Genomic DNA, 20,681 nt, shown 5'->3' with positions numbered 1-20,681 from the left:
CGTACGAACCGACCATAGCGACGTGCCCAGGACCGCGCAGTCCTTTTGGGTAATCAAATCGTCGCGCTCGGTGACTCCGTCGGGGGGAAGCGGAGCCGCTTGGTCACACGTCGCCGCCGGACGAGGACGAGTTGTCGTACGTGCCGTTCGGCTTGGCGCGGTACGGGTAGCGCCCCTCTCGACGCCCACGCCGCGCCCGGCGCCCGAGCAACACCAGGGTGGTGAAGACCGCGAGGAACAGCACCACCACCCCACCGATGCCCAGGACCAGCGCCGTCTCCATCAGTCGAGCAACGACCACGCGGCCGTGCACGAGGCCGACACGGTGATCTGCTGCGCCTTCAGGTTCAGCTGGTCGACCATCCCGGCGGGCCCGGCCATCTCGAACGACGCCGCGCCGCTCATCATCCGCGGCTGGTAGTGCGCGCCGCCCTCGGTGTCGCCGATGCGCAGCAACGGCCCGAGCCGCCGCCCCAACGCCGATGCGTATCCCTCGGCGCGTCGCAGAGCGTCTGTCACTGCCTCCTGCTGCGCCTCACGGATGGCCTCGGTGTCGTCGACGAGCGTCCACGACGGTCCGTTGACCCAGGACGGTTCGGCCTGCACGAGCTCGGCGAGCAGTGCGTCGAGGCGGTCGAGGTCCTTCACCCAGATCACGTACTGCTGCGATGCCCGGCTGCCGACGCGCTGGTTGTTGTCCCAGTTGTCGTGCGCGGACAGCTGCCGCGACCGCACCTCGAACTCCTCGAGCAGCGGCTCGACCGCGGAGATGCGCTGGTTGAGCGTGCTCACCGCCTCGGCGCGATCGGCGCCGAGAGCCTCGAACGTCACGTCCACCTGGGCGCGGTCGGCGGTGCGCTCGACCTCGCCTGTCCCCTTCGTCACGACTTCAGCCACGTGAGCCAGCCAACCTGCACCGGGGTTCATCCGCAACTATCAGGCTCTATTGCTCGATCACTAGATAAACGTATACAGCGGCATCCGGCCGCACTTCGAGCTTCGTCTGCGCGTCTCTAATACGGGCCCTAGAAACGCGGATACGGTGCGAGTCATGGACCCGGTGCGCAACCCGTTCGCTCCCGGTGCAGGCCAGCGGCCTCCTGAGCTCGCCGGCCGGGACAAGGAGGTCGGCGCGTTCGAGGTGGTGCTCGAACGCGTGGCCCGCGGCCGTCCCGAACGCAGCCTCGTGCTGACGGGGCTGCGGGGTGTCGGCAAGACCGTGCTGCTCGGTGAGCTGCGGTCGATGGCCGTCAAACGCGGCTGGGGCGCGGGCAAGGTCGAGGCCAGGCCCGACGCCGACCTCAGAAGGCCTTTGAGCGCCGCGCTGCACCGGGCGATCCGCGACCTCGCGGTCCGGCACCGCGCGCCGGACCGGGTCGAGGCGATCCTCGGGATCCTCAAGGCGTTCGCGCTGAGAGCCGCCCCGGACGGTGCCAAGCTGCGCGATCGCTGGCAACCCGGCATCGACGTGCCCGCCGCCTCCGGCCGCGCGGACTCCGGTGACATCGAGATCGACCTGGTCGAGCTGTTCACCGACGTCGCCGGGCTCGCGCAGGACGTCGGCACGGGCGTCGCGCTGCTCATCGACGAGATGCAGGACCTCAAGCCGGACGACATCAGCGCGCTGTGCGCGGCCTGCCACGAGCTCTCGCAGATCGGTGCTCCGCTGGTGGTCGTCGGCGCCGGTCTGCCGCACCTGCCGGCGGTGCTGTCCGCCAGCAAGTCGTACTCGGAACGCCTCTTCCGCTACGTCCGCATCGACCGCCTCAGTCGTGAGGACGCCGACCGCGCCGTGCTCGCCCCGGTCGAACGCGAGGACGCGGGCATCAGCGACGAGGCGCTCGACGCGTTGTTCGACGCCTCCGGCGGCTACCCGTACTTCATCCAGGCCTACGGCAAGGCCGCCTGGGACGCCGCGCCGGCTGATCCGATCACCGCGCTGGACGTCTCGGTGGCCGCTCCGGAGGCCGACGCGGAGCTGGCCGTGGGCTTCTTCGGCTCCCGATACGAGCGTGCGACGCCCGCTGAACGCGAGTATCTCCGGTCGATGGCCGAGTTGACCGACGGAAAGGATGCGGGCGTCAACACCGCCCAGGTGGCCGACCACCTCGGCCGCAAGCCCTCGTCACTGTCGCCCGCGCGGGACTCGCTCATCAAGAAAGGCCTGGTCTACAGCGCGGAACGGGGTCAGATCGCCTTCACCGTGCCGCACTTCGGACGGTTCCTGCTCGGCCGCGAGGAGTGACCTGACGCACCCCGGCGTTGTCCGGCCGTTCACGTTGTCAGCCGATGATTCATCGGCATGTGCCACACCTCACCGGATAATCGCGTGCTTTCATGCGCGCGAAGGTGCATACTTGAGTCACCAGCCCAGCAAGACCTCACAGAGGGAAGTGCAGACCCAGATGAACTTCGCAGCGAAGCTCCGCGCCCGCCGTGCCGAGGCGCGCAACCAGAAGGCCGTGGCTCGCGCGATCGACATGGCGACCACCCCGTCCATGCGTCACGAGCTGATGGCCATCGCCCAGGCTCAGGTCACCACCCTCCGCTGACCCTGAAGACCCGGCACTCGCGCGGCGCCCCGCTTGCGAGTGCCTCCCCAACCGGAACCCCTGGAGCACCTCCCGCGCTCCAGGGGTTTCATTCTGTTAAACGTGATCCACGCCACAGTATGATGGCGTTGTAACAGCGCACGTCGGTCCGCCGATGTCACTGTTGACCTCGCGGTGCTGTCGGACCCCCGACCTGGCAGCACCGCGAGGTTTCTTGTTTGCTGGGGTACATGGAGATCGCCGTGCTCGGCACCGGCCTCATGGGTGCCCCCATCGCAGCCAACCTCGCCGCCGCCGGACACACCGTCCGGGTCTGGAACCGCACGCGCGCCAAGGCCGAACCGCTCGCCTCGAAGGGCGCCACGGTCGCCGACACCCCCGCTGACGCCGTCGAGGGCGCCGAGGTCGTGCTGACGGTGCTCAACGACGGCTCCACGGTCACCGCGGCCATGCAGGCCGCAGCGCCGTCACTGCCGCACGACGCCGTGTGGATCCAGGCGTCCACGGTCGGAGTCGACGCCACGGAGGACCACATCGCGCTGGCCCGCTCGCTCGGACTGGAGTTCGTGGACGCGCCCGTGCTCGGCAGCACCAAGCCGGCGGCCGAGGGCAAGCTCGTCGTGCTCGCGTCCGGAGCCGAGGGACTTCGTCCTCGCGTGCAGCCCGTGTTCGACGTGATCGGCGCCCGCACGATGTGGGTGGGTGAGGCCGGAGCGTCGTCGAAGCTGAAGCTCGTCGCGAACAGCTGGGTGCTCGCGCTGACCGCGGCGGTCGGCGAGGCCGTGTCGCTGGCCGAGGCGTCCGGACTCGACCCGAAGCTGTTCCTCGAGGCCGTGTCCGGTGGTGCGATCGACACCCCGTACCTGCAGACGAAGGGTGGCGCGATCATCGACCGTTCCTTCGAGCCCGCGTTCACCGTGGAGAACGCGCTGAAGGACGCCCGGCTCGTCGCCGAGGCGGCGGACCGCGCGAAGGTGCGTCTCGACGTCGCACAGGCCTCCGCCGAACGTCTGAAGCGCGCGGCCGACGGTGGTCACGGCGACGAGGACATGGCCGCGTCCTACTACGCCAGCTTCGAATAACCCCGACGATCGGCCGGTCCGGCGGGGCGTGCGGGCTCAATAGTTTGGCCTGGTGAACAGACTCGTACGCTCCCTGCTGGCGTTCGGCCTGGCATCGGCGCAGGTCGCCGCCACCGCCGCAGTGGTGTCCGCCGCCCCCGACATCAAGGACCGCATCACCGCCGTTCCCGGTGTGCGGATCATCAGCGAGGGGACGTCCGGCACCGCGCGGACGTTCGTCCTCGGTTTCCAGCAGCCCGCGGACCACCGCAAGCCGCGCGGCCTGAAGTTCGAGCAGCGCTTCTCGTTGCTGCACAAGGCCGAGTCGAAGCCGATGGTGCTGCACACCAGCGGTTACAACCTGTCCGGCCCGAACCCGTCCGAACCCACCCGGCTCGTCGACGGCAACCAGATCAGCGTCGAGCAGCGGTTCTTCCCGCCGTCACGGCCCTCCCCGGCCGACTGGGACGACCTGAACATCTGGCAGGCGGCCAACGACCACCACCGGATCGTCACCGCGTTCAAGAAGATCTACGGCGCGAAGTGGCTGTCGACGGGTGCCAGCAAGGGCGGCATGACGTCGATCTACCACCGCCGCTTCTTCCCGCGCGACGTCGACGCGACCATTGCGTACGTGGCGCCGAACGACGTGGTGAACGACCGCGACGTCTACGGCAAGTTCATCCGCGAGGTCGGCAACGACCCGACGTGCAACCGTCGCCTCGAAGGCGTGCAACGGCAGATCCTGCAGCACCGCGACGAGTTCGTGGCCCGGCTGGAAGCGCGCGGCTACACCTACAAGCAGTTCGGCAGCGCGCACAAGGCGCTGGAGATCCTGGTGCTGGACACGCCGTTCACGTTCTGGCAGTACGGCACCCAGGAGCAGTGCGCGATCGTGCCCGGCGCGGGTGCCTCGGTCGACGACCTGTGGAAGTTCATCGACGCGACCGTGGGCTGGGACTTCTACACCGACGCGGGCGTCGCGCCCTACACGGCGTACTACTACCAGGCCGGCACGCAACTCGGCTGGCCAGAGGCGGACGAGTCGGCCGTGCGCGACCTGCTGCGCCACCCCGGTTCCTCCGTGCCGCGCTCGATGGTCTCGCCCGACATCAGGTTCCCGCGGTTCGACCGGTCCGCGATGCGTGACGTGGACTCGTGGGTGCGCTACCAGGGTTCGCGGCTGCTGTTCGTGAACGGGCAGAACGACCCGTGGAGCGCGGAACCGTTCCGTCTCGGTCGAGGCACGCGCGACTCGCTGTCGTTCACGGTGCCCGGCGGCAACCACGGCGCGAACATCGCCAAGCTGCCCGAGAAGGAACGCGCTGCCGCCACGGCCGCCGTCCTGCGCTGGGCCGGCGTCTCGTCCGCTCCCGTTGCGGCCCTTGCCGTGGACGAGGGCCCGGACTCGCTGGACGCGCTGCGGGCGCGCCGGGGCTGAGGCACGCTGGAGGCGTGAAGCCGCTGCTCGTGGTCGACGCCGCCAACGTCGTGGGATCGGTCCCGGACGGGTGGTGGCGTGACCGGGCGGCCGCGGCCGAACGCCTCCGCGACGCCCTGCGCGGCCGTGACGAGGAGGTCGTCCTGGTCGTGGAGGGCAAGGCGCGCAAAGTTTCCTCCGTCGACGACGTCCGCGTGGTCTCCGCTCCCGGCGAGGGTGACGACACGATCGTCGAGGTCGTGCGGGCCGAGGGCGCCGGACGCGTCGTGACGGTGGTGACCGCTGACCGCGAGTTGCGGCAACGGGTGATCGCGCTGGGTGCCGAGGTGGCCGGTCCCACCTCGGTGCCTCGTCGTTAGAGCCTGAACAGGCTTTCGAGGACCTGCGCGACGCCGTCCTCGGTGTTCGGCGGCGCGTGGTTGGTGCAGGCCTGCTTCACGAGCGGGTGCGCGTTGCCCATCGCGTACGCCGTGCCGGCCCACCCGAGCACCGACAGGTCGTTCGGCATGTCCCCGAACGCGACGACCTCGTGCTTGCCGATTCCCCTTGTGTTGCACAGGGATTCGAGAGTGGCGGCCTTCGACACGCCCGGCGGGCTGATCTCCAGCAACCCGAGCCCACCCGAGTGCGTCACCGACACGTGCTGCCCGACGGCCTCGCGCGCGATCTCCATCATGTGGTCGGACTCGGCGTCCGGCGCCCACGCGAGCATCTGCACGACCTGGTGCGCCTCGTCGAGGACGTGCTCGAGCAACTCCAGTGTCCTGTGTGGATTCTTCGGCCCGAAACCCTGGAAACCGGGCTCCGACAGCACTTCCAGCCCGGTCTCGACCGCGATGCCGACGTTCGGGATCACCTCGGCCAACGCCTCGGACACCTTGCGCACGACGTCGAGCGGCACTGTCTGCGCGTGCGTGACCTCGCGGTTCGTCAGGTCGTAGAGCATCGCGCCGTTGGAGCAGATCGCCGTGCCGGTCAGGTCCAGGTCCTGCACGAACCGGGGCGGCCGCGCCGTGACGACCACGACGTCCGCGTCGACGGCGTGGAGCGTGGCTCGGGTGCGATCGCTCAGCACCCCGCCCGGTTGCAGCAGCGTGCCGTCGAGGTCGGTCGCGATCAACCTGATCATGGGGCTGATTATCGGGCAGGGACCTCGCGTCGCACGAGCGCTTTCCCGCACTCGGACCGGAAACGGGAAGGCCCCCGGCGCCGCAGCGCCGAGGGCCTTCACCAGTGGTTCGCCCGACTAGCCCTGGACGACCGCGTACATCCCGAATCCGCTGGCGGCGACGTCGCGCACACCGCTGATCGTGGTCCGCACCGGAGTGCTCGCCCGGCAGGCCGGGGTCAGCGGGAACTCGTTGCAGGTGTCCGTGGTGCCGTTGCCCAGGTTGCCCGCGTCGTCGTTGCGACCCCAGGCCCAGACGGAACCGTCGGGCTTGACGGCGAGCGTCGTCCCGCCGCCGCTCTCGATCGTGACGGGGCCGGTCAGGCCCTTGACCTCGACGGGGACGTTCGACTTGCAGAACTCGGGGTCGGCGCACGAGGTTCCCGTGCCCAGCACGCCCCAGTAGTCGTTGCCCCAGGCCCACACCTTGCCGTCGGAGGTGGTGGCGTACCCGACCTCGTCACCGCCGGCGATCGAGACCACACCGGTGAGTCCGACCACCTGCGTCGGGCTCACGCTCGAGCGCGGCGGTGCGCCGGTGCCCGTCTCGCCTGCCCAGTTGCGTCCCCACGCCCACGCCGTGCCGTCGGAGCGCAGCGCGTAACCGGTCTCCGACGAGCCCGCCGCGATCGCGGTGATCTTGGTGCCTCCCGGCAGCGGCAGGGCCACCTTCAGCGGCGTGCCGGGCGGGCAGACGTAGCCCGTCGGGCAGGTGCCGTTGCCCCGGCCGCCCCACACGTCGTTGCCCCACGCCCACACGGTGCCGTCCGACTTCAGCGCGTACGCACCCTGGTGGCTGGCGGCGATGGCCGTGACGCCGGTGAGGCCGTACACCTGCAACGGGGTGTTGGAGTCGCCCGAGTATTCGGTGCCGAGTTGCCTCGCCTCGTTCCAGCCCCACGCCCAGACGGTGCCGTCGGACTTCAACGCGTAGTTGGTCCAGGTGCCCGCGGCGACCGCGGTCACGCCGGTGAGCGCGTGCACCCGCAGCGGCACGGTCGAACGGCCGCCGGTGCCGCCCGTGCCGAGCTGGCCGTAGCCGTTCTCGCCCCAGGACCACACGGTGCCGTCGGACTTCAACGCGAGGGTGTTGTAGGCGCTCGTGTCGACCGAGGTGATGCCGGACAGCCACGGACGGCGCGCAGGCGTCGGGCCGTAGCCGGTCTCGTACCCGCCCCAGCCGTACAGGCAGTCGGCCTCGCACGGCGCCGGCGTGCCGAAGAAGCCCGCGATGTCGACGATCAGTTCCGTCCGGCCCTGGTTGTTGTACAGGTTGATCCACGCGTCGTTCTGCAGCGCGACCACCGCACCGTTCGCCGTGTCACGCCCCGCGGTCAGGTTCAGGTTCGACGTGGCCGGACGCGCGATGTTGGACGAGTGCGCGGTGATGAAGCTGTCGGACGTCGGCGCGGCGGCAGTCAGGTTCAGCACCGCCGCGGCCGCTGTGGGCGCGATCCTCTTGGCGAGGTCGACGGCCCTGGACTGACCCGGTCCGGGCGGCCCTGCCGTCTCCGTGCGGGTGTCGTAGGTGCGCACCGGGGCCACGGGGAAGAACCTGTGCCCGCGGTCCGTCGCGTAGTAGCCGACCACGTCGACGATCAGGTGGGTGTTGCCGAGGTTGTTGTACAGCGTCACCTTGCGGTCGGTGCCGAGCGAGACCGTCACGAGGTTGGGCGAGGTCTGGCCGGGTGACAGGTTGAGGCTCGACGCGTCGGGACGGGGCGAGCCCGTCGGGTGCGCGGTCACGTGCGTGCTCGCCGTCGGCTCGGTGCCGGTCAGGTTGAAGGTCACGGAGCGGGCCGAGGAGGGCAGCAGAGCGGCGAGGCTCACGTCGATCGACGCGCCGGGGCCGACGGCACTGGTCTGGCGGGTGTCGATGACCCGGGTCGGGGGCGTCGTCGCGAACCGCGCCCCGGTGGTGTCGCGGGTGTAGTAGCCGGCCACGTCCGCGATCAGGTGAGTGGTGCCGACGTTGTTGAACAGGTAGATCTTCTGGTCCGCCGCCACGGGGACGGTGACCTGGTTGGCCCTCGTCTCACCGGTGACCAGGTTGAGGTTCGAGATGTTCGGCACGTTGTAGTTGACCGGCGACACCCGGATGTAGGTGTCCGCCGTGGGCTGGGTGCCGGTCAGGTTCAGCACCACTGCCGTCGCGGTGGCGGGCAGCGTTCCGGAGAGGTTCAGCTGCAGGCCGTGCTCCACCGGTTGCGTGCTGCCGCCGTTGCCGGTGCCGTTGCGGGTGTCGAGCACCCGGCGCGGGGCCATCGGGACGAAGGTGGTGCCCTCGTCCACCGCCTGCTGCGCCGCCGGCGCCGGCTGTGCCTGCGCCGCTGTCGTCTGAACCCCGACCAACACGAGCGTGCCGACGAGCACGACTGATAGCCGTCTCATGAAATCCCCCAAGATCCCCTTACGAACCGGCCCACAGCGTAGACGCGGCAGGACCCGAATGCGACCCCCCACCAGCCCATTCAGGCAAGATCAGGGCATGACCCATCGAGTTGACGACATGCCGTTGCCGCTGTGGCTCCCGGAGTCCGGTTCCGGCCCCGGCATCGTGCTGATCCAGGAGATCTTCGGCCTGGACGGGTACCTGCGCGGCATCGCGGAGAAGCTCGCCGCGCTCGGCTACGTCGTGGCCGTGCCCGAGCTGTTCCACCGCTTCCAGCCGGGCTGGGTCGGTGAGCACGACGAGGCCGGGATCGCGAAGTCCATGGAGGTCGTCGGTAACCTCGACTTCCCGCTCGCCGTGCAGGACGTCGTGAAGTCGGTGCAGTACCTGCGCGGTCTGCCCGAGGTCACCGGCGGTGTCGGCGTGCTCGGCTTCTGCCTCGGCGGCACCCTGGCCTACGCCGCGGCCACTGCCTCCGACCCGGACACCGCCGTGTCGTTCTACGGCTCGGGCGTGCCGGACCAGATCGGCGCGCTCGACCAGGTGTCGTGCCCGATCCAGTTCGTCTTCGGCACCGAGGACGCGTTCATCACCGGCTACCAGAAGGTCGTCGACGCGGTGGAGTCGCACGAGGGTGCCGAGATGCACCTGGAGGCCGCGGGTCACGCGTTCCTCAACCACCTCGGCCCCTGGTACGACAAAGACGCCGCCGACCGCGCCTGGGACGTGTCCGCTCAGTTCCTCGCGCGCACGCTGCCCGTCTAGGAAATGCAGGGCACCGCGAGCTGCTGCGAGAAGAACCTCTCCAGCGGCTTGCGGTGCAACCGGCGCTCGACGGCGATCAGCTCGTTGCGCCGGTAGTGCCTCACCTGCGTGCTCGTGACGACGAACCCGCGCCGTTCGGTCGTCGGCATCTCGTCGTAGAGCAACGCATGTTGTCCTTGTGTCACAACGACATCGGCCAGTCCGTCCGGGATCTCGCTGGCCCGCGTCGCGATCGTCGCCGCCAGTGCGTCCGGCCGGCTGCGCAACCGGCGGTGCGGCCACGGCACCCCGTGGTGCTCGGCCTCCAGAGACCGGTGCAACGCCCTGGCGGCGTGCCGGATCGCCTTGATCGAGTCACCCGCGAGCACGTGCACGTCCGGACCGTCGAGCGCGGTGTCCCTGCGGAACCCCGCACACACGACGACCTTGTCGTACCGCAGGTCGCCGGTGCCGTCGATCGTCGCGACGAACTCGTTGCCGTCCTTGACGATCCGCAGCACCGACCGCCCGACGGTGTGCGTGAGCCGTGCCGTGGACGCGATGTTGTCCGCCGTCTCGAACGCACTGGGCCCGCGTCCGATGATCAGCACCCGCTTCCCCGCGTACTCGGTCGGGTCGGTGCTCGCGCTCGCGTACGTCTCGGTGTGCTCGACACCCGGAATGCCGGGCACGTGGGGCTTCTTGCCGGTCGCGACGACGACGTGCCGTGCCGGGTACTGCCCCAGGTCGTCGACCCGCGTGTTGTAGCGGATGTTCAACGGCCGCGCGAAGTCCTCCAGGTAGCGCACCAGGTCGTCCGCGCCGGGGAAGGACCGCTTGCTGTAGCGCGCGAACGGCACGCCCTCGAACAGCGAGTTGTCGTCGGTCGAGAGCACCCGGTGCCGCGGGAACGTCCGGAAGAAGCCCGCGGGCTCTGGCCCCGCCTCGACGATCAGGTAGTCGCGACCCGCACGGTGTAGAAACCGCCCCATCTGCAAGCCCGCCGGACCTGCACCGATCACCAGGTACTCCACCATCACGCACCTCCCGGCGTCCTCTACGCCGATCACGGCGAAAAGGTTCAGACGGGCGGTCTGCGTTCCATCATGAGGGCAGGCACCGGGTTCCGGTCAATTCCGTCCCGCTGAGCGGGACTCGCCGCTAACGTCCACCACCGTGGACTCCGGCCTGCTCTGGTCAATCAAGAGGCACGTCGGCCTGGTGGTGCTGATCGGCCTAGCCGTCTTTGCGTCGTCCGCAGCACTCCTGTGGGCCGCCTTGGGTTTCCCAGCCGCGTCGTCGTCGAGATTGGACATCATCAAGGTCGCCCTGACCGTCGTGGCGGGCGTCGGCGGTGTCGTCGCACTCGTCGTCGCCTACCGCAAACAGCGCATCAGCGAGTCCGCCGAGACCCGCGAACGCTCGAAGCTGCTCAACGAACGCTTCGGCGCCGCCTGCAACCAGATCGGCAACGAGGCCCCGACGGTTCGCCTCGCGGGCATCTACGCCCTGGCGTCCCTAGCCGACGAATGGCCGGAACAACGCCAGGTCTGCATCGACGTGCTGTGCTCGTACCTGCGCATCCCGTACGAGCCGTCGGTGGAGTCGCAGTGGTACCTCGACGCGGAGTCCGAGGTGCGCCTCGCGATCACCTCCGTGATCTCCCGCCACCTGCGCGCCGACGCGCCGTTCAGCTGGCAGGGCAACGACTTCGACCTGGTTCGCGCCGTCCTGCGGTCCGCTGACTTCTCCGGCATCCACCTGCCCTCCGGCAGGTTCTTCCTGAGCCTGGCCCGTTTCCCCGGCGGCTGGATCTCGTTCGACGGCATGGTGGTGAGCGGCGGCGAGGTGTGGTTCGGCGGCGCGTCGTTCGACGGCGCCCGTGTGACGTTCGAGGGAGCCGAGTTCCGCGCGGGCCGCGTGAAGTTCGAGGGCGCGGAGTTCAACGGCGGCGAGGTGTCGTTCCGCGGCGCCAGGTTCGCCGGCGGAGAGGTGGACCTGTCCGAGGCGGTGATCACCAAGGCACCGGTGTTCGACGAGGGCGAGAAGCCGGGCTTGAAGCTGCCCGGAATTGTCGGTGCCTGATGTCATGATCACCGCCATGGGAACCTGGGACATCGGACACTTCGACAACGACACCGCCGCGGACTTCTCCGGCTCGTTGGACGACGCGCTGGAAACCGAGCGCGAGACGCTCGTCCGGTCGGCGCTGACCGACACGATCGAGTCGGACGAGTACCTCGACAGCTACGAGGCCTGCAAGGCGCTGGCTTCGGCCGCGTTGATCGCCGCGCAGCTCCCGGCAGGCACCCCGATCACCACCTCGTACGCGCCGAAGAAGCCGCTGCCGGTCTTCTCGGCAGACCTCCGGCCGCTCGCCGTCAGCGCTCTGGACCGCGTGCTGGCGCCGGAGTCGGAACTGGTCGAGCTGTGGGACGAGACGGAGTACGGCCCGCAGTGGAGGCAGAGCGTCGCCGACCTCAAGGCCGTCCTTCTCACCTGATGGACGCAGGAACAGCGCGACCGTCCACAGTGTTGGATACCGCCGTGACGACTGTGAAGCGCCGTGCCCGTGTCCGAGCCCCTGAGCTGGTAGGACGCGGCTGGCTGAACACCGGCGGCGAGCAGATCAGCCTCAAGGACCTGCGCGGCAAGATCGTGCTGCTCGACTTCTGGACCTTCTGCTGCATCAACTGCCTGCACGTCCTCGACGAGCTGCGGCCGCTGGAGAAGGAGTTCGAGGACGTCCTCGTCACCATCGGCGTCCACTCGCCCAAGTTCGTGCACGAGGCTGACCCGGAGGCGCTGAAGGCCGCCGTCGAACGGTACGAGGTGCACCACCCGGTGCTGGACGACCCGGAGCTCACGACGTGGCAGAACTACGCCGTGAAGGCCTGGCCGACGCTGGACCTCATCGACCCCGAGGGTTACGTCGTGCACGTCGCCGCTGGTGAGGGGCATGTCGAGGCTCTGAGGACCATCATCAGGGAGTTGGTCGAGGAGCACGACGAGAAGGGCACGCTGCACCGCGGGCAGGGGCCGTACCAGGCGCCGGAACCGGCGGACACCACGCTGCGCTTCCCCGCCAAGGCCATCGTCACGCCGCAGAACACGATCCTGGTCAGCGACTCGGCGCACCACAGCATCGTGGAGCTCGAAGCCGACGGCGAGACGGTGATCCGCCGCATCGGCACCGGCGAACGCGGCCGTCAGGACGGCTTGACCCCGACCTTCTCCGAGCCCGCCGGGCTCACGCTGGTGCCGGGCACCAACCGGGTCGTCGTCGCCGACACGGTCAACCACCTCCTGCGCGGCCTCGACCTCGACACCGGTGAGGTCACCACGCTCGCGGGCACCGGTGAGCAGTGGCGTGACGGCGAGACCAACGGGCCTGCCGACAAGATCGAGCTGACCAGCCCGTGGGACGTCGCGTGGTGGAACGGTGGCGTCGCCATCGCGATGGCCGGCAACCACACGCTGAGCTTCTTCGACCCGGAGGCCGGCACCGTGCGCCGTCTCGCGGGCACCACCGTCGAGGGCATCAACGACGGGCCGGCGGACGGTGCGTTCTTCGCGCAGACGTCCGGGCTCGCGGCCGACGGCGATCGGCTGTGGATGGTCGACTCCGAGACGAGCGCGTTGCGGTACCTCGAGAACGGCGAGGTCCACACCGTCATCGGCAAGGGGCTGTTCTCGTTCGGGCACAAGGACGGCGACGCGGACGAGGCCCTGCTGCAGCACCCGCTGGGCGTCACGGTCCTCGCGGACCGCTCCGTCGCCATCAGCGACACCTACAACAACGCGATCAGGCGCTTCGACCCTGAGACGAACACCCTGACCACCATCGCCACGGACGTCGCCGAGCCGTCCGACGCGCTCGTCGTCGACAACGAGCTCGTCGTGGTCGCGAGCGCGGCGCACCGGCTCGAACGCTTCACGGCGGCCGCCGTGAAGATCGACGGCGCCGCCCACGAGGTGAAGCGGCCGTCCACCGACATCGCCGCCGGGGAGTTCGAACTGGCCGTCGTCTTCACCCCTCCAAAAGGGACGAAGCTGGACGAAAGGTATGGCCCCTCAACGCGTCTGGAGATCACCAGCTCACCCCCGGAGCTGATTCTCGAGGGCGCGGGCGTCACCACCGAACTGGTACGGGCGTTGCGGATCAACGATCAGGTCACGAACGGCGTTCTGCACGTCGTAGCGCAGGCCGCCAGTTGCAGTGACGATCCTGCCGACGAACACCCGGTCTGCCGCCTGACCAGGCAGGACTGGGGTGTCCCCGTTCGAGTTGTTGCCGATGCACCTACCAGGCTTCCGCTGCTGATGGGCGGCATGGACGAGGATGGTCAGCAGGGCACGTAGACTCTGCTGGTGCCTGATGTCAAGCTCGAGATCCAGATGCTGTACGACCGTGTGATGGTCCGCATCTCGCCCGAGGACGGCGAGCGGCGTTCCAGCGGAGGCATCGTGATCCCCGCTACGGCCCAGATGGCGAAGCGGTTGGCGTGGGGTGATGTGTTCGGAGTCGGTACCAGCGTGCGCCACGTGAAGGTCGGCGACCGGGTGATGTTCAACCCGGAAGATCAGCTTGAGGTCGAGGTGCACGGCACCACGTATCTCGTGATGAGGGAACGCGATCTGCACGCGGTGGCGACGGAGCTCACCGAACACGGTACTGGTCTGTACCTATGAGCGCCGGTTCGTGATCGACGCCTGATAGCTACACACACATGGGCCACCTCAGGAGACAGGGCAACGGGGAGAGCTGTGCCGTACGACGCTGACAAGACGAGAGCGATGCCTCCGGTGGGTCCCGGCGGCACGTCCTCGGAGCAGACGACCAAGATGACTCCGGTCCAGGTGGACGCCTCGACCGAGGCGTGGCCGTCTGAGGAGCCGGACTCGAGCGAGCCGACCATCACCGCGGCGGTGCCCGGTGTCGGGTTCCCGGCCGGCGAGGCCGCCACGGAGTACATGAAGCCGGTGGCGCCGCCGGAGCCGCAGCCCGAGCCGCGCCCGGAGGACTCCGGCGTCTACGGGCCCGTGATGATCGAGCCGGGCGAGGACGAGGCCCAGCCGAAGAACACGAAGAAGAAGGCGTTGATCGTGGCCGCGGCCGTGGTCGGCGCCTTCGGCCTGCTCTACGGCCTCGACATCCTCGTCTCCAGCGGCAACGTGCCGCGCGGCGTGACAGTGGCGGGCGTCGACGTCGGCGGCATGGGCCACGACGAGGCCGAGAAGAAGCTCCGTGACGAGATCGGCCCGCGGCTGGACAAGCCCGTCGCGCTCAAGGCCGGCGACGTCACGTCCGAGCTCGACCCCAAGGCCGCGGGTCTGGAGCTCGACTGGAACAGCACGATCGAACGTGCCGGCAGCCAGCCGCTCAGCCCGTTCACGCGCGTCACCTCGTTCTTCACCAGCCGCGAGGTCGGTGTCGCGACGAAGGCGGACGACGCGAAGGTCGCCGGCGCGCTCGAGGCCCTGCGCCCCAAGCTCGACCACGACCCGGTCGAGGGCACCATCAAGTTCGAGGGCGCGACGCCCGTCGCGGTCGAGCCGCACGACGGCCAGAAGCTCAAGGCCGAGGACGCCGTGGGCTCGGTCGTCGCGAACTGGGCCTCTGGCAACCCGGTCGAGGTCCCGATGGACTTCACCCCGGTCAAGACGACCAAGGAGGGCGTCGAGAAGGCGCTCAACGACGTCGTGAAGACCGCGGTGTCCGGTCCGGTCGTCATCAAGGGCGAGGGCAAGGACGCGACGCTCACGCCGGAGCAGATCGGCTCCACGCTGGCCTTCGCTCCCGGTGACGGTGGCGCGCTGAACGTCACGCCGAACAAGGACAAGCTCGCCGAGGTCACGACGCCGCAGCTCAAGGACACGGTCAAGCAGGGCAAGGACGCCGAGATCGTCTTCGAGGGCGGCAGGCCGACGGTCAAGCCCTCGGTGGACGGCCTCGACCTCGACTGGGACAAGAACCTCCAGCCCTACTTCGACACGCTGAAGAAGACGGACGCGCGCGAGGTCAAGTTCGAGTACAAGCACACGCCCGCGAAGGTCACCACCGAGCAGGCGAACAAGATGGGCATCAAGGAGATCATCGGCGAGTTCCAGACCAATGACTTCTCTGCCGCCTCGGGCGTCAACATCCGGGTCGTGGCCCAGAAGGTCAACGGCGCGATCGTGAAGCCCAAGGAGACGTTCAGCCTCAACAAGTTCACCGGCCCCCGCGGCACCGCGCAGGGCTACGTCGAATCGGGCATCATCGAGAACGGCATCCCCGGCAAGGCGGTCGGTGGCGGTATCTCGCAGTTCGCGACCACGCTCTACAACGCGTACTACTACGCGGGCATGAAGGACGCGGGCCACAAGGAGCACAGCTACTGGATCACGCGGTACCCGAAGGGCCGCGAGGCCACCGTGTTCATGGACGGCGCGGGGAACAGCCTGATCGACGTCGCGTTCACGAACCCGGACGACACGGGCGTCGCGATCCAGACGATCTGGACGGGCTCCTCGATCAAGGTCGTCCTGTGGGGCACCAAGAACTACGACGTCACCGGGTCCACGAGTGGCGAGTTCAACCCCACCCAGCCGACTGAGCGGAAGGTGAACAAGGCCGGGTGCTCGCCGACCAACGGCGTTCCCGGCTTCTCGGTGACGGACACCCGCACGATCATCGACCGCCGGGGCGGCGCGCCCCGCGTCGAGACGCGCACGGTCCGCTACGACCCGCAGCTCAAGATCGTCTGTGAGCCGCCGCCCGGCGGCTGAGAAAATCGCGGATTCACAGTGGCCACGCGCGGGTATTCACCCGTTCGTGGCCACTGTTGCGCATGAGGCGCGAAGACACCCCGCCGTCCAGACGCTGGGGCGCGCGGGGATGGTGTTGTACGGGGTCGTGCACGTCCTGGTGGCGTGGCTCGCGATCCAGGTCGCGTTCGGTGACTCCGAACAGGCCGACTCGAAGGGCGCGGTGAGCGACATCGCCCAGGGCGGCGTGTGGCTGCTGTGGACGCTCGGCATCGGCCTCGTGTGCTTCGCCCTGTGGCAGTTGCTCCTGGCGTTCGTCGGTTACACGTACATCGGCAAGAAGCGGAAGCGCATCTCCAAGCGCATCGGCTCCGCTGCCCGCGCCGTGACCGCGACCGGTATCGCCCTGGGTGCGTTCAAGTACGCGACCGGCTCCGGTGGTGGCGGCGACCAGAACCAGCAGCAACAGGAACTCACGGCGCAGGTGCTCGCGTTGCCCGCCGGCCAGTTCCTCGTCGGCGCGGTGGCGATCGGCATACTGGCCATCGCGGGCGTGATCATCTACAAGGGGATCAAGAAGTCCTTCGAGAAGGACCTCGACATGGGCAAGGCCCCGAAGTGGATCGAGCCGGTCGGCCGGATCGGCTGGATCGGCAAGGGCACCGCGTACGGCGTGATCGGTGTCCTCGTCGGACTCGCCGCGATCAACGCGGATCCCCAGCAGTCCGGCGGCATGGACAAGGCGCTGAAGACGCTGGCGGCACAGCCTTACGGCATGTTCCTGCTGTCCGCGGTGGCGATCGGCATCGCCGCGTTCGGCATCTACTGCTTCGCCGCGGCGCGCGCTCTCAAGGAGTGACCCCGGTGGCCGCGAGCCTGTGCAGATGCCGGGCCGCGGCCGCCCGCGCCTCCACCGTCATGGACGACAGGACCTGTCCCGGCGCGACGTAGAGGACGTTGGGACTGGCGGAGTCCGGCCCCCAGCCGGGGCTTCCGCGCAGCAGCAGGAGATCACCGGGATTCGGGCTCGCTCCCTCGAACCAGCAGTCCTGCTCGACTTCCGTCCGCTGCCACACGATCACGGCCTTGGTGCCGCTCCCCGCTCGTTGGTACACCCGCGCGACCGTCGCCAGTTCGGCTTCCGGCGACGCTGCGCGCAGTTCGTTCATGTGCTGCTGGTACCCGAACCACAGCCCGTCCTGGCGCACCTGCCGGGTCCTGAGGCGCCGCAGGACGATCGCCGCGAGCGCCACGACGCCGACGATCGCACACGTGATGAGCAGGTACAGGAACACCAGCCAATCTTTGATTCCGAACGAGCGAGTGTCAACTGACAACGAAATCAAGCTGCATCGTGTGAGGTGATCGCGCTAGCGTGCCGATCATGTCGAGTCCTGAGGCATCCAGGGTCGGGTCTGCGGTTTAGCCGTCAGCCCCGAAAACCCTTCGTCCCTCGGAGCTCCTCCGTGCCCTTTTCGCTGTACCTGCTCGCCCTGGCCGTGTTCGCCATGGGCACCTCTGAGTTCATGCTCGCCGGGCTGTTGCCGTCCATCGCGGCCGAGTTCGGCGTACCGGTGGGCACCGCCGGTCTGCTCACGTCCGCGTTCGCCGCGGGCATGGCCGTCGGCGCACCGTTGATGGCGGTCGTCGCCCGCAACTGGTCACCGCGCCTGAGCCTGTTCGGGTTCGTCGCCGTCTTCCTGGCCGCACACGTCGTCGGTGCCGTCACGACGAGTTTCGCGGTGTTGCTGGCGTCCAGGGTGCTCGCCGCACTCGCGAACGCCGGATTTCTCGCCGTGGCACTGACAACGGCTGCCTCGCTCGTCCCTCCGCAACGCCGTGGACGGGCGCTCGCCGTGCTGCTGGCCGGCACGACGGTGGCCGTGATCGCCGGTGTGCCGGGAGGGTTGTTGCTCGGCACCGCGTTCGGCTGGCGTGCCACGTTCCTCGCGGTCGCCGTGCTCTGCGTGCCGGCGGCGATCGGTGTCCTCAAAGGGATTCCGGCGCGCCGGGAACGGGTCGCGCCACCCGCGTTGAGGCCGGAGCTCGCCGAACTCGGCAAGCCGAGGCTCCTGCTCGTCATCGCGCTCGCGGTCCTCGTGAACGCGGTGACGTTCGGCCACTTCACCTTCCTCGCCCCGGTGGTGACCGATGTGGCCGGACTGGGCGAGTGGTGGGTGCCGGTCGCGCTGGTGCTGTTCGGCATCGGGTCGTTCGTCGGAGTCCACGTCGGCGGCAGGCTCGCTGACCACTCGCCGCGTCCCGTCGTGGCACTCGGCGGGCCGGTGGTGCTCGTCGGCTGGCTGAGCCTCGACGTGCTCGGCCGAGAGCCGATCTTGTTGCTGTCGCTGGTGTTCGTGCTCGGCGCGGTGTCGTTCGCGGTCGGCAGCACGGTGATCGCGCGCGTGCTGCACCACGCGTCGGGCGCGCCCACGATGGCCGGTTCCTACGCGACCGCCGCGCTGAACATCGGTGCCGCGGTCGGACCGGTCGTGCTTTCGTTGTGAGGCAATGAAAACGGGGCCGTTCACCTCGGGCAGGAGGTGTACGGCCCCGTTGTCGTCGAGACGTCCTAGAAGACGTTCTCGTCGATGTCCATCAGTGCGTTGTCCGTGGACTCCGCGATCTTGCGACGCGAGGTGAGCTCCGGCAGCACGGTCTTCGCGAAGAACGACGCCACCGCGATCTTGCCCTCGTAGAACGCCTTGTCCTTGGCGGACGGCGTGCCACCGAGCTTCTCCAGCGCGACCTCGGCCTGGCGCAGCAGCAGCCAGCCGACGAGGACGTCACCCGCGGTCATCAGCAGGCGGACCGAGTTCTGGCCGACCTTGTAGAGGTTGCGGACGTCCTCCTGCGAGGTGGTCAGGAAGCCGACCAGCGCGCCGAGCATGCCCTGCAGGTCTTCGAGACCCTGCTTGAGCAGCGCCCGCTCCTCCTTGAGACGACCGTTGCCGCCCTCGTTGTCGAGGAACTTCTGGATCTCGCCGTTGATGAAGGTGAGCGCCTGGCCCTTGTCGCGGATGATCTTCCGGAAGAAGAAGTCCAGCGACTGGATGGCCGTGGTGCCCTCGTACAGCGAGTCGATCTTCGCGTCGCGGATGTACTGCTCGATCGGGTACTCCTGCAGGAAGCCCGAACCACCGAGCGTCTGCAGCGACTGCGCGAGCTGCTCGTACGCGCGCTCCGAGCCGACGCCCTTGACGATCGGCAGCAGCAGGTCGTTGACCTGGGCCGCGAGCTTGGCGTCGTCGCCGCCGAGCATCACCTTGTCCTGCTGCGTCGCGGTGTAGAGGTACACGGCGCGCAGGCCCTCGGCGTACGCCTTCTGCAGCATCAGGCTGCGGCGGACGTCCGGGTGGTTGGTGATGGTGACGCGGGGCGCGGTCTTGTCCGTCATGCGCGTCAGGTCGGCGCTCTGCACGCGCTCCTTGGCGTAGGACAGCGCGTTCAGGTAACCGGTCGACAGCGTCGCGATGGCCTTGGTGCCGACCATCATGCGGGCGTACTCGATGACGTCGAACATCTGCGCGATGCCGTCGTGCACCTCGCCCAGCAGCCAGCCCTTGGCGGGCACGCCGTGCTGGCCGAACGTCAGCTCGCACGTGGTGGACGCCTTGAGGCCCATCTTGTGCTCGACGTTGGTGACGAAGGCGCCGTTGCGCTCGCCCAGCTCACCGGACTCCGGGTCGAAGTGGAACTTCGGCACCAGGAAGAGCGACAGGCCCTTGGTGCCCGGCCTCGCCTCGACGCCGTCGCCCTCGGGACGCGCGAGCACCATGTGCATGATGTTCTCGGTCAGGTCCTGGTCGGCGGACGTGATGAAGCGCTTCACGCCGTCGATGTGCCAGGAGCCGTCCTCCTGCTTGAAGGCCTTGGTGCGGCCGGCGCCGACGTCGGAACCGGCGTCCGGCTCGGTCAGCACCATCGTGGCGCCCCAGCCGCGGTCGATCATCAGCTGAGCCCACTGCTTGTCGCGCTCGGTGCCGTTGTTGTAGACGACCGTCGCGAAGCTCGGACCCGCCAGGTACATGTAGACGGCCGGGTTCGCGCCGAGCAGCAGCTCGGAAGCGGCCCACGTGACCGACGGCGGCGTGCCGAAGCCACCCAGCTCGTTCGGCAGGAACAGGCGATACCACTCGCCGTCCCACACCGCCTGGTACGACTTCTTCAGCGACTCCGGCAGCGTGGCCGAGTGCGTTGCCGGGTCGAACACCGGCGGGTTGCGGTCGGCGTCGACGAAGGAGTCCCCGAGGACACCCTCCGCGAGGTTCTTGACCTCGGCCAGCACGCTGCGCGCCGTGTCCTCGTCGGACTGCTCGAACGGCCCCGTGCCGAGGTGGTCCTGCACGTTGAAGACCTCGAACAGGTTGAACTCGAGATCCCGGACGTTGCTCTTGTAGTGGCCCATCTCGTCAGCTCACTCCTCAGGGTCGCGGCGGGGTCGCCTACTGACCGGTAACAACAGAGTATTACCCGACAGTAACCCCGGCAAGGCCGACCACCCACTGGTGGCGAAACAGACACTCCTCCGCGTGGCCTGAATCGGGCATGAGAGCCGGTCAGACGCGTGCGG

At 68.8% G+C, this 20,681-nt stretch carries 19 protein-coding genes and 1 pseudogene; 13 read left to right on the top strand and 7 right to left on the bottom strand.

The features are described from left to right. Positions 1-103 precede the first annotated feature (103 nt). Together PV646_RS09970 and PV646_RS09965 are read right to left on the bottom strand one after the other, a co-directional pair. Positions 104-283: a hypothetical protein gene (locus tag PV646_RS09970; RefSeq protein ID WP_500341138.1), complete on the bottom strand. Its 180-nt coding sequence runs from the start codon at positions 281-283 to the stop codon at positions 104-106. After that, positions 283-897, bottom strand: a complete 615-nt coding sequence (locus PV646_RS09965) for an SIMPL domain-containing protein (RefSeq protein ID WP_500341137.1) — start codon at positions 895-897, stop codon at positions 283-285. The genes PV646_RS09970 and PV646_RS09965 overlap by 1 nt, the downstream gene beginning before the upstream one ends. A gap of 154 nt (positions 898-1,051) precedes the next feature. Between PV646_RS09965 and PV646_RS09960 the strand changes: the two genes are divergently transcribed. The 5 genes from PV646_RS09960 to PV646_RS09940 all read left to right on the top strand — a co-directional run bounded on the left by PV646_RS09960 (position 1,052) and on the right by PV646_RS09940 (position 5,413). Beyond that, the gene (locus PV646_RS09960; RefSeq protein WP_500341136.1) at positions 1,052-2,245 is read left to right on the top strand and encodes a DUF8462 domain-containing protein; all 1,194 of its coding nucleotides are present in this window, start codon (positions 1,052-1,054) and stop codon (positions 2,243-2,245) included. 160 nt (positions 2,246-2,405) lie between these two features. Continuing rightward, a complete protein-coding gene (locus PV646_RS09955) occupies positions 2,406-2,552 on the top strand; it encodes a hypothetical protein (RefSeq protein ID WP_189157408.1) in 147 nt (48 codons plus the stop codon). A 230-nt stretch (positions 2,553-2,782) separates the two neighbouring features. Continuing rightward, positions 2,783-3,634 (top strand): NAD(P)-dependent oxidoreductase, encoded by an 852-nt coding sequence (locus PV646_RS09950; protein WP_500341135.1) that lies wholly within the window; start codon positions 2,783-2,785, stop codon positions 3,632-3,634. 52 nt (positions 3,635-3,686) lie between these two features. Beyond that, complete coding sequence (locus PV646_RS09945; RefSeq protein ID WP_500341134.1) at positions 3,687-5,054, top strand: S28 family serine protease; 1,368 nt, start codon at positions 3,687-3,689, stop codon at positions 5,052-5,054. 14 nt (positions 5,055-5,068) lie between these two features. Then, complete coding sequence (locus PV646_RS09940) at positions 5,069-5,413, top strand: NTP pyrophosphohydrolase (protein ID WP_500341133.1); 345 nt, start codon at positions 5,069-5,071, stop codon at positions 5,411-5,413. Here PV646_RS09940 and PV646_RS09935 read toward each other — a convergent pair. Then, on the bottom strand, positions 5,410-6,183 hold the full coding sequence (locus PV646_RS09935) for an HAD family hydrolase (protein ID WP_500341132.1): 774 nt from the start codon (positions 6,181-6,183) through the stop codon (positions 5,410-5,412). The genes PV646_RS09940 and PV646_RS09935 overlap by 4 nt on opposite strands. A 117-nt stretch (positions 6,184-6,300) precedes the next feature. Further along, positions 6,301-8,613 carry an RCC1 domain-containing protein gene (locus PV646_RS09930; protein WP_500341131.1) on the bottom strand — a complete coding sequence of 771 codons (2,313 nt, stop codon included), beginning with the start codon at positions 8,611-8,613 and terminating at the stop codon, positions 6,301-6,303. A gap of 97 nt (positions 8,614-8,710) precedes the next feature. Here PV646_RS09930 and PV646_RS09925 point away from each other — a divergent pair, with 97 nt between their 5' ends. Beyond that, positions 8,711-9,379, top strand: coding sequence for a dienelactone hydrolase family protein (locus PV646_RS09925; RefSeq protein WP_500341130.1), 669 nt, complete (start codon positions 8,711-8,713; stop codon positions 9,377-9,379). Here PV646_RS09925 and PV646_RS09920 read toward each other — a convergent pair. Next, positions 9,376-10,428: an NAD(P)-binding domain-containing protein gene (locus PV646_RS09920; RefSeq protein ID WP_500341129.1), complete on the bottom strand. Its 1,053-nt coding sequence runs from the start codon at positions 10,426-10,428 to the stop codon at positions 9,376-9,378. The genes PV646_RS09925 and PV646_RS09920 overlap by 4 nt on opposite strands. A 106-nt stretch (positions 10,429-10,534) precedes the next feature. Here PV646_RS09920 and PV646_RS09915 point away from each other — a divergent pair, with 106 nt between their 5' ends. The 6 genes from PV646_RS09915 to PV646_RS09890 all read left to right on the top strand — a co-directional run bounded on the left by PV646_RS09915 (position 10,535) and on the right by PV646_RS09890 (position 16,967). Then, the gene (locus PV646_RS09915) at positions 10,535-11,443 is read left to right on the top strand and encodes a pentapeptide repeat-containing protein (RefSeq protein WP_500341128.1); all 909 of its coding nucleotides are present in this window, start codon (positions 10,535-10,537) and stop codon (positions 11,441-11,443) included. A 16-nt stretch (positions 11,444-11,459) separates the two neighbouring features. Further along, entirely contained in the window at positions 11,460-11,861 is a 402-nt protein-coding gene (locus tag PV646_RS09910; protein WP_500341127.1) for a DUF4259 domain-containing protein, read from the top strand. Between the two features lie 53 nt (positions 11,862-11,914). Then, the gene (locus tag PV646_RS09905) at positions 11,915-13,720 is read left to right on the top strand and encodes an NHL domain-containing thioredoxin family protein (protein ID WP_500342351.1); all 1,806 of its coding nucleotides are present in this window, start codon (positions 11,915-11,917) and stop codon (positions 13,718-13,720) included. A gap of 36 nt (positions 13,721-13,756) precedes the next feature. Continuing rightward, positions 13,757-14,050 carry a GroES family chaperonin gene (locus tag PV646_RS09900; protein ID WP_084401587.1) on the top strand — a complete coding sequence of 98 codons (294 nt, stop codon included), beginning with the start codon at positions 13,757-13,759 and terminating at the stop codon, positions 14,048-14,050. Between the two features lie 75 nt (positions 14,051-14,125). Further along, a complete protein-coding gene (locus PV646_RS09895) occupies positions 14,126-16,129 on the top strand; it encodes a VanW family protein (RefSeq protein ID WP_500341126.1) in 2,004 nt (667 codons plus the stop codon). 46 nt (positions 16,130-16,175) lie between these two features. Next, positions 16,176-16,967: a DUF1206 domain-containing protein gene (locus tag PV646_RS09890; protein ID WP_500341125.1), complete on the top strand. Its 792-nt coding sequence runs from the start codon at positions 16,176-16,178 to the stop codon at positions 16,965-16,967. On the opposite strand, the gene PV646_RS09885 is transcribed toward PV646_RS09890, so the two are convergent. Next, entirely contained in the window at positions 16,957-17,403 is a 447-nt protein-coding gene (locus tag PV646_RS09885) for a hypothetical protein (protein WP_500341124.1), read from the bottom strand. The genes PV646_RS09890 and PV646_RS09885 overlap by 11 nt on opposite strands. Positions 17,404-17,574: 171 nt before the next feature. On the opposite strand from PV646_RS09885, the pseudogene PV646_RS09880 reads away from it, so the two are divergent. Continuing rightward, a pseudogene (locus PV646_RS09880) lies at positions 17,575-18,603 on the top strand (Cmx/CmrA family chloramphenicol efflux MFS transporter); the annotation flags it as partial. 77 nt (positions 18,604-18,680) lie between these two features. On the opposite strand, the gene PV646_RS09875 reads toward PV646_RS09880, so the two are convergent. Beyond that, positions 18,681-20,516 (bottom strand): acyl-CoA dehydrogenase, encoded by a 1,836-nt coding sequence (locus PV646_RS09875; RefSeq protein ID WP_500341123.1) that lies wholly within the window; start codon positions 20,514-20,516, stop codon positions 18,681-18,683. Positions 20,517-20,681 lie beyond the last annotated feature (165 nt).

This window comes from Streptomyces sp. ID05-26A (genome assembly GCF_033794685.1).
Classification (GTDB): Bacteria; Actinomycetota; Actinomycetes; order Mycobacteriales; family Pseudonocardiaceae; genus Lentzea.
This window is presented reverse-complemented; position numbering and strand designations above follow the sequence as displayed.

Coding starts and splice junctions, on each gene's coding strand:
- PV646_RS09970 (WP_500341138.1), bottom strand. CDS start 283: ATGGAGACGGCGCTGGTCCTGGGCATCGGTGGGGTGGTGGTGCTGTTC.
- PV646_RS09960 (WP_500341136.1), top strand. CDS start 1,052: ATGGACCCGGTGCGCAACCCGTTCGCTCCCGGTGCAGGCCAGCGGCCT.
- PV646_RS09955 (WP_189157408.1), top strand. CDS start 2,406: ATGAACTTCGCAGCGAAGCTCCGCGCCCGCCGTGCCGAGGCGCGCAAC.
- PV646_RS09950 (WP_500341135.1), top strand. CDS start 2,783: ATGGAGATCGCCGTGCTCGGCACCGGCCTCATGGGTGCCCCCATCGCA.
- PV646_RS09935 (WP_500341132.1), bottom strand. CDS start 6,183: ATGATCAGGTTGATCGCGACCGACCTCGACGGCACGCTGCTGCAACCG.
- PV646_RS09930 (WP_500341131.1), bottom strand. CDS start 8,613: ATGAGACGGCTATCAGTCGTGCTCGTCGGCACGCTCGTGTTGGTCGGG.
- PV646_RS09925 (WP_500341130.1), top strand. CDS start 8,711: ATGACCCATCGAGTTGACGACATGCCGTTGCCGCTGTGGCTCCCGGAG.
- PV646_RS09910 (WP_500341127.1), top strand. CDS start 11,460: ATGGGAACCTGGGACATCGGACACTTCGACAACGACACCGCCGCGGAC.
- PV646_RS09900 (WP_084401587.1), top strand. CDS start 13,757: ATGCTGTACGACCGTGTGATGGTCCGCATCTCGCCCGAGGACGGCGAG.
- PV646_RS09875 (WP_500341123.1), bottom strand. CDS start 20,516: ATGGGCCACTACAAGAGCAACGTCCGGGATCTCGAGTTCAACCTGTTC.